Source organism: Acidovorax sp. GW835-FHT14B10 (assembly GCF_058793725.1).
On record NZ_JBXAGC010000039.1, the window covers coordinates 1 to 13217 of the forward strand.

A 13217-nucleotide genomic window follows, 5' to 3' on the forward strand; every position below is an offset into this window, starting at 1 on the left:
CATGCGGCGCATCCGAAGCATCCACTCCTCCCGATTGCGCTCCAACGCGATCCCCTGCGAGATCGTAAACAGGCTCTGAGGAAGCTCTATTTTTTAGAGCCGTTGGCGCTTTCTGCATAAGTGCTAGCGCCCTTTTTCATCGAATACCGGGCAGCCGGCAGTGGTGGGCAGATCCGGCGGCATCCCCTGCAGCCAAGCCGGGTGCGATACTTGCCGCGGTTTTTTCGTCCCATCCCTGCCCGCAAGTCCGGGCGAGCGAGTTGTTGATTGCAATCTCTCCACTCCCCTGATCTCGCCGCGCGCAGCCTTGCCGCGCTGTGGCACCCCTGCACCCAGATGGCGCGTGCCGCCGTCACGCCGCCGCTGGCCATCGCCCGGGGTGAAGGCCCCTGGCTTTTCGACCTGGAAGGCCGGCGCTATTTCGACGCCAACAGCTCCTGGTGGGTGAACCTGTTCGGACACTCGGATGCCGGCCTCCGCGCCGCCATCACGCACCAGCTCGAAACCCTGCCCCATGTCATGCTGGCCGGCTGCACCCATGCGCCCGCGGTCGAGCTGGCCGAAAAGCTCTCGGCCCTGACGGGTGGCGCGCTGGGCCACGCTTTCTTCGCCAGCGACGGCGCCTCGGCGGTCGAGATCGCGCTGAAGATGAGCTTTCATTCGTGGCGCAACCGGGGCCTGGCGGACAAGCGCGAGTTCGTCTGCCTGCGCAACGGCTACCACGGCGAAACCATCGGCGCGCTCGCCGTGACCGATGTGGCGGTGTTCCGCGATGCCTACGACCCGCTGCTGATGCGCGCCCACATCGTCGAGTCGCCCGATGCACGCCAGGGCTCGGACGCCGAGGCCCGCGCGCTGGCCGACCTGCGCCGCGTGCTGACCGAGCGGCGCGGCCATGTGGCCGCCCTCATCATCGAGCCGCTGGTGCAATGCGCCGCCGGCATGGCGATGCACGAGCCCTCGTACCTGCGTGCCGTGCGGGCCCTGTGCGACGAGTTCGACATCCACCTCATCGCCGACGAGATCGCGGTGGGCTGCGGGCGCAGCGGCACCTTCTTTGCGTTCGAGCAGGGCGAGTGCGGCTGGCCGGACTTCATCACGCTGTCCAAGGGCATCAGCGGCGGCACGCTGCCGCTCTCGCTGGTGCTGACCACCGAAACGGTGTACCAGAGCTTCTGGAGCGAGCAGGTGGGGCGCGGCTTTCTGCATTCGCATTCGTACACCGGCAATGCGCTGGCCTGCGCGGCGGCCAATGCCGTGCTCGACCGCTTCGCCGCCGACCAGGTGCTGGAGAAGAACCGCGCGCAGGCCCGGCTGCTGGCCGAGGCCTTCGCGCCGCTGGCCGGCGACCCGCGCGTGGCCCACCTGCGCCAGCGCGGCATGATCCTGGCGTTCGACGTGCGCGAGCCCGGTGAGCGGTTTGCCGAGCGTTTTCACCTAGCGGCGCGCGCGCACGAACTGCTGATCCGACCCATTGGCGGCACCGTCTACCTGATGCCGCCTTATCTCATCGATGCGTCCACGGCGCAGTTTTTGTTCCAGGCCGTGATGGCCACGCTGGCGGAGGTGTTGGATGCTGCTTGACCACCTGAACCAGAAGCTGCAGGCCATCGCCGCCAAGGACTTGACGCGCGTGCTGCGCGAGGCCGAGAGCGCCACCGCGCCGGTGCAGCGCGTGCGTGGCGCCGACGGGCAATCGCGCGAGCTGCTGATGTTCTGCAGCAACGACTATCTGGGCCTGGCCGCCCACCCCGCGCTGGCCGAGGCCCTGGCCGAGGGCGCGCGCCTGTATGGCGCCGGCTCGGGTTCGTCGCACCTCATCAGCGGGCACTCCAGCGCGCATGCGGCGCTGGAGCGTGCCCTGGCAGCAGCCGTGGCGCCCGCCATCCCGAACGCCGAGGCGCTGTTCTTCTGCACCGGCTTCATGGCCAACCTGGCGGTGCTCACGGCCCTGGGCGATGCCGATGCGGTGATCTTCTCGGAAGAACTGAACCACGCCTCGCTGATCGACGGCGCGCGCCTGGCCAAGGCGCCGGTGCAGCGCTACGCGCATTGCGACGTGGCCCAGCTCGACGCGCTGCTGGGCGCCAGCACGGCCCGCATCAAGCTGATCGTCACCGACGCGGTGTTCAGCATGGACGGCGACGTGGCGCCGCTCGACCAGCTGCTGGCACTGGCCGAACGGCACGACGCCTGGCTGGTGGTGGACGACGCCCACGGCTTTGGCGTGCTGGGGCCGCAGGGGCGCGGCACGCTGGCGCACTTTGGCCTGCGCAGCGAGCGGCTGATCATGGTCGGCACGCTGGGCAAGGCGGCCGGGGTGGCCGGGGCCTTCGTGGCCGCGCACCCCACCGTCATCCAGTACCTGATCCAGGCCGCGCGGGCCTACATCTTCACCACCGCCGCGCCGCCTGCCGTGGCGCACGCGCTGCTGCAAAGCCTGGCGCTGATGGCCGGCGACGAGGGCGCGCAGCGCCGCGCCAACCTGGTGCGCCTGCAGGCGCAGCTGCGCGCCGGAGTGGGCGACCTGCTGGCGCGCCATCCCCAACTGGGCTGGCGGCTGGTGGCGTCGGACACGCCGATCCAGCCGCTCCTCATTGGCGAGAACGCCGCCGCGCTGCGCGTGGCGGCCGCGCTCGACCGCGCCGGCCTGCGCGTGCCGGCCATCCGCCCACCCACCGTGGCGCCGGGCACGGCGCGCCTGCGCATCACGCTGTGCGGCACCCACACCGCGGCCGACATCGACCGCCTGCTGGCGGCGCTGGCCGAGGCCGCTGAGGAGCTGGCATGACGCGCGGCTTTTTCAGCGCCGGGCCGCCCCAAGATGAAAAGCATCCCCCTCGGGGGGGCAGCGACCCGCGAAGCGGCCGAGCGTGGGGGGCATTTTTCATCACCGGCACCGATACCGAAATCGGCAAGACCGCCATCACCGCCGCGCTCACGCACCTGGCGGCGCAGGCGGGCCTGCGCGCCGCTGCCATCAAGCCGCTGGCGGCGGGGCAGGACTGGTTGGACGGCCGCTGGGTCAACGAAGACGTGCTGCGCCTGCGCGCCGCCAGCAACATGGGCCTGCGCGATGACGAGGTGGGCCCGCTGCAGCTGCGCACGCCCTGCGCACCGCACATTGCCGCCCGCCTGGAGGGCCGCGCCATTGCGCCCGAGGCCCTGTTGGCCGCCGTGCGCGGCGTGGCGGCGCGGGCCGACATGGCGTTTGTCGAAGGTGTGGGCGGCTTCCGCGTGCCGCTCGTTCCCGGCTGGGACACCGCCGACCTGGCCGTGGACCTGGGGCTGCCGGTGGTGCTGGTGGTGGGCCTGCGCCTGGGCTGCATCAACCATGCGCTGCTCACGGCCGACGCCGTGCGTGCACGCGGCCTGCCCCTGGCCGGCTGGGTGGCCAACACTGTGGACGCGGCCATGCCCCATGTGGCCGACAACCTGGCTGCGCTGCAGGAGGGCCTCGTGGCGCCATGCCTGGGCCATGTGCCCCGCCTGCCAGACCCCCGTGCGCCGGCCATCGCGGCCCATCTGCCGCAGGCGCTGGCGCTGCTGCAGGCACTCTAGCCGCCGGGCAGCCGGGTCTGGCGCTTAACCGGCCGGCGGCAGCGGCGGCGCCGCCAGGCCGCGCAGCCGGGCCAATTCCTCGCAGTCGATCGCGATGCCGTGGCGATCGGATTGCGCACGCTGCTGGTAGCGGCGGTCGCCGGGCTGGCGGTCCTGGCCGGCGGCGCGCATCTGCTGCACCAGGGTTTCGGTGCGCTGCGCGAAAGAGTGGCCGGCGCCCTTCGATGGATCGATCACGATCAGCAGCTCGCCCGTCCACGGCGTCTTGGCCCCGGGATGCTGCGACCAGTCGAAGTCGAACGAGAAGTTGCCGCCCGTGAGCGCCGCGGCCAGCAGCTCGACCATCATCGACAGGGCCGACCCCTTGTAGCCGCCAAACGGCAGCAGCGCGCCACCATCGAGGACGGCGGCAGGGTCGCAGGTGGGCTGGCCATGGCGGTCCACGCCGTAGCCCTCGGGCAGGCGGTGGCCTGCGCGCGCGGCGATCTGCACGTCGCCGTGGGCGATGGTACTGGTGGCCAGGTCAAACACCAGCGGGTCGCCCCCCGCGCGCGGCGCGGCGAAGGCGATGGGGTTGGTACCGAACAAGGCCTTGTGCCCGCCCGTGGGCACCACGCAGGCCATGCTGTTGACAAAGGCCAGCGCCACCAGCCCTTCGCGCGCAAAGGGCTCCACATCGGGCCAGAGCGCGGCGAAGTGGTGCGAGTTGCGGATAGTCAGCAGCGCAATGCCGTTGTGGCGCGCCTTCTCGATCAGCAGGCCGCGCGCGGCCTGCAGGGCCGGCTGGGCGAAGCCGTTGCCGGCATCGACCGCCACATGGCCGGGCGCCACGTCTTGCACCTGCGGCACGGCCCGCCCGTTGACCCAGCCGCTGGCCAGCGTGGACAGGTAGCCGGGGATGCGGAAGATGCCATGGCTGTCGGCGCCGTCGCGCTGGGCGCTGGCGCAGTTGGCCGCCAGGATCGCCGCCACTTCGGGCGAGGTACCGTGGCGCAGGAAGACCTGGGTGAGCAGGTCTTGCAGTTCGGAAAAGGCCATGTGCTGGGTGGCGGGGGCGGTGGTGTGGGGCATGGGCAGAGCGAGGACAGCCGCCGCCATGGTCGTGGCGACTGCATACGAATTGTTGCTATGTTTTGAATAGCTGCATACGCTTATGGATAAAGCGATAGATCCTATTTTAATTATTGTCAGTCACCCATCATCACGCCTTCGCGCCGGGGGTCGGCGCCGCCCAGCCACATCTTCTTGCCATGCACCTGGCCGCGCGTGATGGCTTGCAGTCCGCTGGTCATGTCCATCTCGCGCACCTCGGCGCCGCGGGCGCGCAGGGCCTCCACGGTGGCGGGCAGGAAGCGGTTTTCCTCCAGTAGCGTGGGGCCGTTGAACGTGCCGAAGTTCGGTAGGTTGATGGCCTGTTGCGGCATCAACCCCCAGTTGAGCACGCCATACAGCGTCTTGGCCGTGTAGTGGATGATGGCCGCGCCGCCGGGGCTGCCGCCGCTCATCAGCAGTTCGCCGCTGGCTTGGTCGAACACCAGCGTGGGCGCCATGGACGAGCGCGGGCGCTTGCCCGGCTGCACGCGGTTGGCAATGGGCTGGCCCTGCGCATCGGTGGGGGCAAAGCTGAAGTCGGTGAGCTCGTTGTTGAGCAGAAAGCCGCCAGGGCGTGCGGCGTTCGTGGTGACCATCTGGCGCGCGCCGAACTGGTCCTCGATGGTGGTGGTCATGGCCACCGCGTTGCCGACGGCATCGACGATGCTGATGTGGCTGGTGCCGTATTCGGGCTGGTCGGGCATGGGGGCATGGCTGGTGCGCGCAGCGCCCGGATTGCCCGGCTGGGCCACCTTCATGCTCTGCGGGCCAATGAGTTTGGCGCGTTGGGCCAGATAGCCGGGCTCCAGCAGGCTCATCCAGCTGCCGGCGGGGGGCTGTACGAAGTCGGGGTCGGCCACGTATTGCGCGCGGTCGGCGAAGGCCAGGCGCGCGGCTTCGGTGTACAGGTGCAGCCAGTCGGCACCGGGCGTGGGGCCGCGCAGGCCGTCCTGCAGCGGCAGCGCGGCCGCGTCGGTGTTTTTCAGGATGCCCAGGATCTGGCCGATGGCGATGGCCCCCGAGCTGGGCGGCGGAAAACCGCACACGCGGTAGTCGTGGGGCGCGACCTGGTAGCTGGTGCACAGGGCATCGCGCTTCTTGGGCAGGTAGCCGGCCAGGTCGGCCAGGCTGAGCGGACCCGGGTTGGTGGGATGCTTGCGCACCTTGGCCACGATGGCCTGGGCCACGTCGCCCTCATGCAGGGCCTTGGAACCCTGCCGTGCAATGGCCCGCAGCACGGCGGCCAGCTCGGGGTTTTTCAGCACATGGCCCACGGGCCAGGGCTTGCCGGTCGCGTCGTAGAAATAGGCGGCGGCCACGGGGTCTTGGGCCAGGAACTTGTCGTTGACCAGCAGCGCGTTGAGTCGCGCGCTGACCTTGAAGCCCCCCTCGGCCAGCTGGATGGCCGGCTGGAACAGCTGCGCCCAGGCCAGCTTGCCATGCTCCTTGTGGGCCAGCTCCAGCATGCGCACCGTGCCCGGCACACCCACCGAGCGCCCACCCACCACGGCATTGTTGAAGGGCAGGGGTTTGCCGTCCGCACCGAGGAGGAGCTTGTCGGTGGCCGCCGCCGGTGCGGTTTCGCGCCCGTCATAGGCTTCGACCCGGGAGCCTGCGGCGTGAAGCAGGAAGGCGCCACCCCCAATGCCGCTCGACTGGGGCTCGACCAGCGCCAGCACCATCTGCACGGCAATGGCCGCGTCGATGGCCGAGCCGCCGGCCTTGAGCACCTGGTAGCCCGCGTCGGTGGCCAGCGGGTTGGCGGCGGCCACGGCGAACTTCTCGGCGGCCCAGCCCGGTTTGTCGGTGTAGCCCGACGAGCCTTCGGGCTGGTCCGCAACGGTGTAGGCCAGCGGAGGGGCGCTGCTGCAACCGGCCAGCACGGCAGCGGCGGCGATCAGCACGAGGCGGAGGGCGGGGGTCTTGGGCATCCTGGGGTCTCCATCGGGTGGGCGGAAAACCCATGGTACCGGGCTGCCGCGCCGGCCATCGCTGTTATGACATTACGGAACAGACGTGTGGATTTTGAGTGTTTTTGGCCTGCAGAGCTTGATGGAATTGCGCAAAAAGCTATGAATTAAGGAGCGCCGTTGTTCAGGCTGGCACCGGCCCCGCCCGCCCGTCTTCCACCACAAAAAGCGCCTGCGTGGATGCACCGCTGTCGGCACGCAGCGGGTCGTCCACCACGCGCAAGGTGGTGGTCCAGCGCTGCGGCGTGATGTCGGCCAGGCCATAGCCGCGCTGGTCGCTGCGCGCCAGCAGCACATGCGGGTTGTGGCGGGCAATGGCATCGACCTTGTCCTGCGTGGTGCCCGCGCGCGAGCTGATCGAGGTGCCGCAGAACTCGTTGGCGATCACCTCGGGGCGGGATGGCTGGCCGCCTGCCGCGTCGGACTGGACCTTGCAGACATAGTTCTGATGGATGTCACCCCCCAGCAGCACGCTGTTGCGCGGCGCATGGCGGGCCAGCGACTGCAACAGGCGCGCCCGGGCGCCGGGGTAGCCGTCCCAGCTGTCGGTAGAAACCACGCTCGAGGGGTAGCGGCGGGGCGAGAACAGCGTCTGCTGCGCAATCACGCTCCAGCGGGTGCGGTCGTGGTGGGCGTCGGCTGCCAGGCCTGCGTCCAGCCACTGCTCCTGGGTGGCACCCAGCAGGCTGCGCTGCGGGTCGGCCAGGGCTGCGCAGTCCTGGGGGCGCACGGCAGCAGCCCCGCCCGTGTCAGTCGCCCGGCAGGCCTGCCAGGCGCGGTGCTGGCGGGTGTCGAGCAGGTGCACCTGGGCCAGGCGGCCCCAGCGCAAACGCCGGTACACCTGCAGCGCGCCGAAGTCGGGCGTGACCAGGCTGGAGGCGCGCAGCGGCATGTTTTCGTAGAACGCCTGCCAGGCGGCGCTGCGCAGGGCCAGGAAGGCTGCCGGGTCGCCCTGGCTGCCCTTGCCTTGGGCGCTGGCGTAGTCGTTCTGCACCTCGTGGTCGTCCCAGGTGACGGCCCAGGGGCACGCGGCGTGGGCCGCCTGCAGGGCGGGGTCGCTCTTGTGCAGTGCGTAGCGGTCGCGGAAGTCGGCCAGGGTGCTGGCGTGCCGCAGCGTGTGCACGCGGGCCAGCCCCGTCGTGATGGGGGGCGTCGCGTATTCGTAGATGTAGTCGCCCAGGAACAGCACCAGGTCGGGCTGGTCGGCGCACAGGTGGCGCCAGGCGGCGTAGTGGCCGTGCTCCCAGCGCTGGCAGGAGGCAAAGGCGATGCGCAGGTGGGCGTCCAGCGCATCGGCGGCGGGTGCAGTGCGGGTGCGGCCCGTGGTGCTGGCGGCATCCCCCAGCATGAAGCGGTAGTGGTACCAGCGCGCCGGGGCGAGGCCAGTCACCTCCACATGCACGCTGTGGCCCAGGGCCGGCAGCGCCGTGACCTGGCCGCGTTGCACGATGTGCCGAAAGGCCGGGTCGTCGGCCAGTTCCCAGTGCACGGTGAGCTGCGCAGTGAATGGGTGGTCTGGCGTGGGCTGCAGCCGCGTCCAGAGCACCACGCCCTCCGGGGTCGGGTCGCCGCTGGCCACGCCCAGCGCAAAGGGGTCGTGCTGCACCGGGCTGTTGCTCCAGGCCCAGCGGGGCAGGGTGCCGGCGGCGGCTGCCCCGCTGGCGTACTGCAGGAAGGCGCGGCGTTGCAGGGGTGTCATGGCAGCGGGTGGGGGGTGTGGGGCGGGTTCAGGCGGCCATGACCCGGTTCTTGCCCGAGCGCTTGGCCAGGTACATGCTCTTGTCGGCGCGCTGGATGGTTTCGGTGCTGATTTCGCTCTCGCCCAGCTGGGCCAGCCGGCGCTGAATCAGAATGTGCTGCAGTGGCCCTTCCGGAAAGGCCGGGTGGCGGATGCCGGCGATTTTTCGTGCAGTCCCCTGGTCTGGTGATCCATCAGTTGACCATGACCAGCTTGCCCATCACGCCACGCGAGCCCATGTGGGCGTAGGCTGCGGGCAGCTCGGCCATGGGCATGGTGCGGTCGATCACGGGCTTGATCTTGCCCTGGCCGTACCACTGGGCCAGCTCGCCCATCATGGCGGCATTGGCCTGGGGCTCGCGCCTGGCAAAGTCGCCCCAGAATACCCCGACGATGGAGGCTCCCTTGAGCAGCGCCAGGTTGAACGGCAGCGCCGGAATGGGGCCCGAGGCAAAGCCCACCACCAGGTAGCGGCCGCGCCACGCGATGGAGCGGAAGGCCGGCTCGGCAAAATCACCGCCCACGGGGTCGTAGACCACGTCCGGTCCCTTGCCGTCGGTCAGGGCCTTGATCGCGTCCCGCAGATTTTCCTGGCTGTAGTTGATGGTGGCGTCGGCGCCGATGGACGTGCACAGCGCACATTTTTCGGCGCTGGAGGCGGCTGCGATCACGCGTGCACCCATGGCCTTGGCGATCTGGATGGCGGCGGTGCCCACGCCGCCTGCGGCGCCGAGCACCAGCACCGTCTCGCCGGCCTTGAGCTGGGCCCGGTCCACCAGCGCATGGTGCGAGGTGGCGTAGATCATGATGAAGGCGGCGGCATCCACATACGAGAAACCCTCTGGCAGGGGCATGCACCGGGCCGCCGGGGCGATGGTGTGCGTGCCAAAGCCACCCGTTCCCGAGAGGCAGGCCACGTTCTGGCCTACTTGCAGATGGGTGACGCCCTCTCCCACCGCCTGCACCACGCCCGCGTATTCGGAGCCCGGCACGAAGGGCAGAGGCGGTTTCATCTGGTATTTGTTCTGCACGATCAGCAGATCGGGAAAGTTCAGACTGGCCGCCTTGATTTCGATGAGCACCTCGCCCGCTTGGGGCGTGGGCGTGGGCAGTTCGGTCCAGGCGAGCGCGTCAACGCCGGTGGGGTTGGTGCAAAGCCAAGCGTGCATGGAATGTCTCCTGTCAATGGTGGCCTGCATGATAGGGGTGGCCCAAGGGTGTGCGATGTCCCACGGGCGACGGGTGCATCCTGGCTGGGCGCCACCTACAATCCGTTGCAATCCGCACAGTGACCATGAAGATTCTCCTATCCAATGACGACGGCTACCAGGCACCGGGCATCGTGGCCTTGTACGACGCGCTCAAGACCATCGCAGACGTCGAGGTGGTGGCGCCCGAGCACAACAACAGTGCCAAGTCGAACGCCCTGACCCTGCATTCGCCGCTGTATGTGCACCAGGCCACCAACGGCTTTCGCTACGTCAATGGCACGCCGGCCGACTGCGTGCACATCGCCCTCACGGGGCTGCTCGGCTACCGCCCTGATCTGGTGGTGTCCGGCATCAACAACGGCGCCAACATGGGCGACGACACCATTTATTCGGGTACGGTGGGCGCTGCCATGGAGGGGTATCTGTTCGGCATCCCGGCCATGGCGATTTCGCAGGTGGACAAGGGCTGGGGCGAGATCGAGGCGGCGGCGCACAAGACCCGCGAAATCGTTGCGCAGATGATGGCGCAGAACCTGGTGGCCGAGGCGCCCTGGCTGCTCAACATCAACATCCCGAACATGCCGCTGCAGGCATTGCGCCCTTTAAAGCTGTGCCGCCTGGGGCGCCGCCATGCGGCCGAGCGCGTGATCGTGCAGGAAAGCCCGCGTGGGGAGGTGATGTACTGGATTGGCGGTGCTGGCGCGGCCAAGGACGACGCCGAGGGTACCGATTTTCACGCGACGGCCCAGGGGCATGTGTCAGTCACCCCCCTGAAGGTGGACCTGACGGACCATGACAATCTTGGCTATTGGGCGCAAACCGCGTCCCGCCTGGTGGCTGCTGGACCAGCGGCCCCGCAGTGGTGATGCAGCGCAGGCCCGGTTTTCCTGCGCGCCTGGACGGCTCGGGGGGGGCTCCCTCCAGAATCGCCCCCATGCCGATGCGCGCCAGTGCCCCCGCTGCGCCCCAGGGGGTCGGGCTGGACTCGGCAGCGGTGCGCGCCCGCATGGTGCAAAAGCTTGCTGCAGGCGGTATTTCCTCGCCGGTGGTGCTTCAGGCCATGTCCACTGTGGAGCGGCACCGTTTTGTCGACAGTGCGCTGGTGAATCAGGCGTACGAAGACACCAGTCTGCCCATTGGCCTGGCCCAGACCATCTCCAAGCCGAGCGTGGTGGCGCGCATGTGCGAGCTGCTTTTGGGGGCCGACGGCGTGCGCGCTGGCGGGCTGGGTCGGGTGCTGGAAATTGGCACCGGTTGCGGTTACCAGGCCGCGGTGCTCAGCCATGTTGCACGCGAGGTGTATTCGGTCGAGCGGCTGCGCGGCCTGCACGAAAAGGCCCGTGACAACCTGCGCCATCTGCGGCTGGCCAACGTGCATTTGTTGTTTGGCGATGGCATGCAGGGTTATGCCAAGGGTGCGCCCTATGCGGCCATCATTGCGGCGGCCGGTGGCGAGGCGGTGCCGCAGGCCTGGTGCGACCAGTTGGCCGCGGGAGGACGCCTCGTTGCGCCCATGGCGCTTGCCGGCGGCCAGCAAGTGTTGCTTGTGATCGACAAAACCGCGCACGGATTGAAACAAAGCGTTCTCGAGCCGGTTCATTTTGTCCCCCTAAAATCGGGGATTGCCTGAAGGGAATGCTTATGTTGGTATCGCGTAGTCATGTCGTTGGTGTTTCCGCCGTGTTGACGGCGCTGGTGCTTGCCGGCTGCGGAACCCGGATGACGAAGGCTCCTGTGGAGGACCGTGGAGCGTCTTCGGCGGCATCCTCCTCTCCCGGGGTGGTTGTCGCGCCCGCCAAGCCCTTGCCGGGCGCCGAGAACGCTGGAAAACCGGGTTATTACACTGTCAAGGCCGGGGATACGCTGATTCGCATCGGCCTTGAGAATGGGCAGGGCTGGAAGGACATTGCGCGCTGGAACAACCTGGACAATGCCAACCTGATCGAAGTGGGGCAGGTGCTGCGCGTCGTGCCGCCCTCGGCCGCTGTCACAGAGACGGGTGTGGTGACGCGTCCTATCGCTTCCGCAGCTGTCATCCCTTCTTCGGTCGCCAGTGCCCCCAAACCGGCCGCCAGCACCGCAGCGCCCGTGCCTGCCCCCGTCCCGTCGCCTGCGCCCGCAGCCGCCTCGTCGGAGGATGATGTTCCTTTCATCTGGCCTGCCTCTGGCTCCTTGCTGGCGGGGTTTGATGAGGCCCGTAACAAGGGCTACGATATTTCCGGCAAAGCCGGTGACCCGGTTCTCGCCGCAGCCGACGGGCGGGTGGTGTATGCGGGCGCCGGTTTGCGGGGGTATGGCAATCTGGTCATCCTGAAGCACAACAACACCTTCCTGACCGCCTATGCACACAACCAGGCGCTGCTGGTCAAGGAAGACCAGACCGTGCGGCGTGGGCAGAAAATCGCGGAGATGGGCAGCACGGATGCCGATCGCGTGAAGCTTCATTTCGAGATTCGCCGCCAGGGCAAACCCGTGGACCCTGTCCGCTACCTGCCGGCGCGCTGAGCTTGTCCGCTGTGTCTCATGCGCTCCACGAGGTTGGTCCGGACGAAAAACCGGCGTTGGTGACCGCACAGGGGGATGGGTTGTCAGAGAGTGCGGAGGATGCGGGTTTCTCGGACGAATTCAGTGGTCTTGCCGAGGCTGAATCCGAACTGCGCCATCTGGAGGTGGGCGTCGCCCAGCATGGCGCGCGTCTGGACCGTGCGTTGGTCGAGCTTGTGCCCGAATTTTCCCGCAGCTATCTCCAGCAGCTTCTGTCGCAGGGGCTTGTTTCCCTGAACGGTCATACGGCGACCAAGGCTGCTGCGCGGGTGAAGGCGGGCGATCCGCTCGTGATCGAGCTGCGCCCGACGCTGCAGAGCCAGGCGTTTCGCCCGCAATCGCTACCTATCGACGTGGTTTATGAGGACGAGCATCTGCTCGTGATCAACAAGCCGGCGGGCCTGGTGGTTCATCCCGCCCCGGGCAACTGGGGTGGAACGTTGCTGAACGGGTTGCTGGCGCGCGACGAAAAAGCGCACCTGGTGCCCCGCGCTGGCATCGTGCACCGGCTGGACAAGGACACCAGTGGGCTCATGGTGGTTGCCCGGGATCGGGCCACGATGGACGCACTTGTGCGCATGATTGCGCAGCGCACCGTGCACCGGCAGTACCTTGCGCTGGCGCACCGGCCCTGGACGGGGCCGCGCAACCGCGCGGTGCAGGCCGCCATAGGGCGCGACCCACGCAACCGTTTGCGCATGGCTGTGGTGAATCTGGACAGCCATGCCGGCAAACCCGCGCGCACCGATGTGCGATGGCTTCAAGGCAATGACATGGGTTGCTGGGTGGAGTGCACCTTGCATACGGGGCGCACGCATCAGATTCGGGTGCACATGGCATCCATAGGGCACCCCCTGGTGGCGGACGCTCTTTACGGAGGGGCTCCCGCTGCGGGACTGGAGCGCCAGGCTCTTCACGCTTACCGGCTGTGTTTCCAGCACCCGGTCTCAGGCCTCGCGCTTGAGTTTCAGGCGCCATTGCCGCCCGATATGGCGCAGGCGCTGTCTCAGTGGGGGCTGGGCTACAATCCGCCCTGACGGTCTGCCCGACCGCATTCGCCCGAAGGCGGTTTCCCGCCGCGCGGTGCTTTGTTCCAGAGTG

11 protein-coding genes are annotated in these 13217 nt (G+C 68.6%); 7 read left to right on the top strand and 4 right to left on the bottom strand.

The window, feature by feature from the left end; translation table 11 throughout:
* Window positions 1–267 precede the first annotated feature (267 nt).
* Genes bioA through bioD form a run of 3 tightly spaced genes read left to right on the top strand, consistent with a single transcriptional unit; the run spans window position 268 to window position 3561 of the window.
* Window positions 268–1584 (top strand): adenosylmethionine--8-amino-7-oxononanoate transaminase, encoded by a 1317-nt coding sequence (gene bioA / locus AC1Q5S_RS20340; RefSeq protein ID WP_492239322.1) that lies wholly within the window; start codon window positions 268–270, stop codon window positions 1582–1584.
* Complete coding sequence (gene bioF, locus AC1Q5S_RS20345) at window positions 1574–2791, top strand: 8-amino-7-oxononanoate synthase (protein WP_492239323.1); 1218 nt, start codon at window positions 1574–1576, stop codon at window positions 2789–2791. The genes bioA and bioF overlap by 11 nt, the downstream gene beginning before the upstream one ends.
* On the top strand, window positions 2788–3561 hold the full coding sequence (gene bioD, locus AC1Q5S_RS20350; protein WP_492239324.1) for a dethiobiotin synthase: 774 nt from the start codon (window positions 2788–2790) through the stop codon (window positions 3559–3561). The genes bioF and bioD overlap by 4 nt, the downstream gene beginning before the upstream one ends.
* Before the next feature lie 24 nt (window positions 3562–3585).
* On the opposite strand, the gene AC1Q5S_RS20355 is transcribed toward bioD, so the two are convergent.
* The 4 genes from AC1Q5S_RS20355 to AC1Q5S_RS20370 all read right to left on the bottom strand — a co-directional run bounded on the left by AC1Q5S_RS20355 (window position 3586) and on the right by AC1Q5S_RS20370 (window position 9530).
* Entirely contained in the window at window positions 3586–4632 is a 1047-nt protein-coding gene (locus AC1Q5S_RS20355; protein WP_492239325.1) for an Ldh family oxidoreductase, read from the bottom strand.
* A 116-nt stretch (window positions 4633–4748) separates the two neighbouring features.
* Complete coding sequence (locus tag AC1Q5S_RS20360) at window positions 4749–6584, bottom strand: gamma-glutamyltransferase family protein (RefSeq protein ID WP_492239326.1); 1836 nt, start codon at window positions 6582–6584, stop codon at window positions 4749–4751.
* Window positions 6585–6747: 163 nt separating this feature from the next.
* A complete protein-coding gene (locus tag AC1Q5S_RS20365; RefSeq protein WP_492239327.1) occupies window positions 6748–8322 on the bottom strand; it encodes an alkaline phosphatase D family protein in 1575 nt (524 codons plus the stop codon).
* Window positions 8323–8555: 233 nt separating this feature from the next.
* On the bottom strand, window positions 8556–9530 hold the full coding sequence (locus AC1Q5S_RS20370; protein WP_287877687.1) for an NADPH:quinone oxidoreductase family protein: 975 nt from the start codon (window positions 9528–9530) through the stop codon (window positions 8556–8558).
* Between the two features lie 125 nt (window positions 9531–9655).
* Here AC1Q5S_RS20370 and surE point away from each other — a divergent pair, with 125 nt between their 5' ends.
* From surE to AC1Q5S_RS20390, 4 genes are all read left to right on the top strand, one after another.
* Window positions 9656–10438 (top strand): 5'/3'-nucleotidase SurE, encoded by a 783-nt coding sequence (surE, locus tag AC1Q5S_RS20375; RefSeq protein WP_422202736.1) that lies wholly within the window; start codon window positions 9656–9658, stop codon window positions 10436–10438.
* A complete protein-coding gene (locus AC1Q5S_RS20380; RefSeq protein WP_492239328.1) occupies window positions 10438–11202 on the top strand; it encodes a protein-L-isoaspartate(D-aspartate) O-methyltransferase in 765 nt (254 codons plus the stop codon). The genes surE and AC1Q5S_RS20380 overlap by 1 nt, the downstream gene beginning before the upstream one ends.
* An 11-nt stretch (window positions 11203–11213) precedes the next feature.
* Window positions 11214–12077, top strand: a complete 864-nt coding sequence (locus AC1Q5S_RS20385; RefSeq protein ID WP_422202738.1) for a peptidoglycan DD-metalloendopeptidase family protein — start codon at window positions 11214–11216, stop codon at window positions 12075–12077.
* A gap of 80 nt (window positions 12078–12157) precedes the next feature.
* Entirely contained in the window at window positions 12158–13153 is a 996-nt protein-coding gene (locus tag AC1Q5S_RS20390; RefSeq protein ID WP_422202747.1) for an RluA family pseudouridine synthase, read from the top strand.
* Window positions 13154–13217 lie beyond the last annotated feature (64 nt).

What these genes read in the sequence shown, in the direction of transcription:
- bioF (WP_492239323.1), top strand. Translation starts at nt 1,574, where the DNA reads ATGCTGCTTGACCACCTGAACCAGAAGCTGCAGGCCATCGCCGCCAAG.
- bioD (WP_492239324.1), top strand. Translation starts at nt 2,788, where the DNA reads ATGACGCGCGGCTTTTTCAGCGCCGGGCCGCCCCAAGATGAAAAGCAT.
- AC1Q5S_RS20355 (WP_492239325.1), bottom strand. Translation starts at nt 4,632, where the DNA reads ATGCCCCACACCACCGCCCCCGCCACCCAGCACATGGCCTTTTCCGAA.
- AC1Q5S_RS20360 (WP_492239326.1), bottom strand. Translation starts at nt 6,584, where the DNA reads ATGCCCAAGACCCCCGCCCTCCGCCTCGTGCTGATCGCCGCCGCTGCC.
- AC1Q5S_RS20365 (WP_492239327.1), bottom strand. Translation starts at nt 8,322, where the DNA reads ATGACACCCCTGCAACGCCGCGCCTTCCTGCAGTACGCCAGCGGGGCA.
- AC1Q5S_RS20370 (WP_287877687.1), bottom strand. Translation starts at nt 9,530, where the DNA reads ATGCACGCTTGGCTTTGCACCAACCCCACCGGCGTTGACGCGCTCGCC.
- surE (WP_422202736.1), top strand. Translation starts at nt 9,656, where the DNA reads ATGAAGATTCTCCTATCCAATGACGACGGCTACCAGGCACCGGGCATC.
- AC1Q5S_RS20380 (WP_492239328.1), top strand. Translation starts at nt 10,438, where the DNA reads ATGCAGCGCAGGCCCGGTTTTCCTGCGCGCCTGGACGGCTCGGGGGGG.
- AC1Q5S_RS20385 (WP_422202738.1), top strand. Translation starts at nt 11,214, where the DNA reads ATGTTGGTATCGCGTAGTCATGTCGTTGGTGTTTCCGCCGTGTTGACG.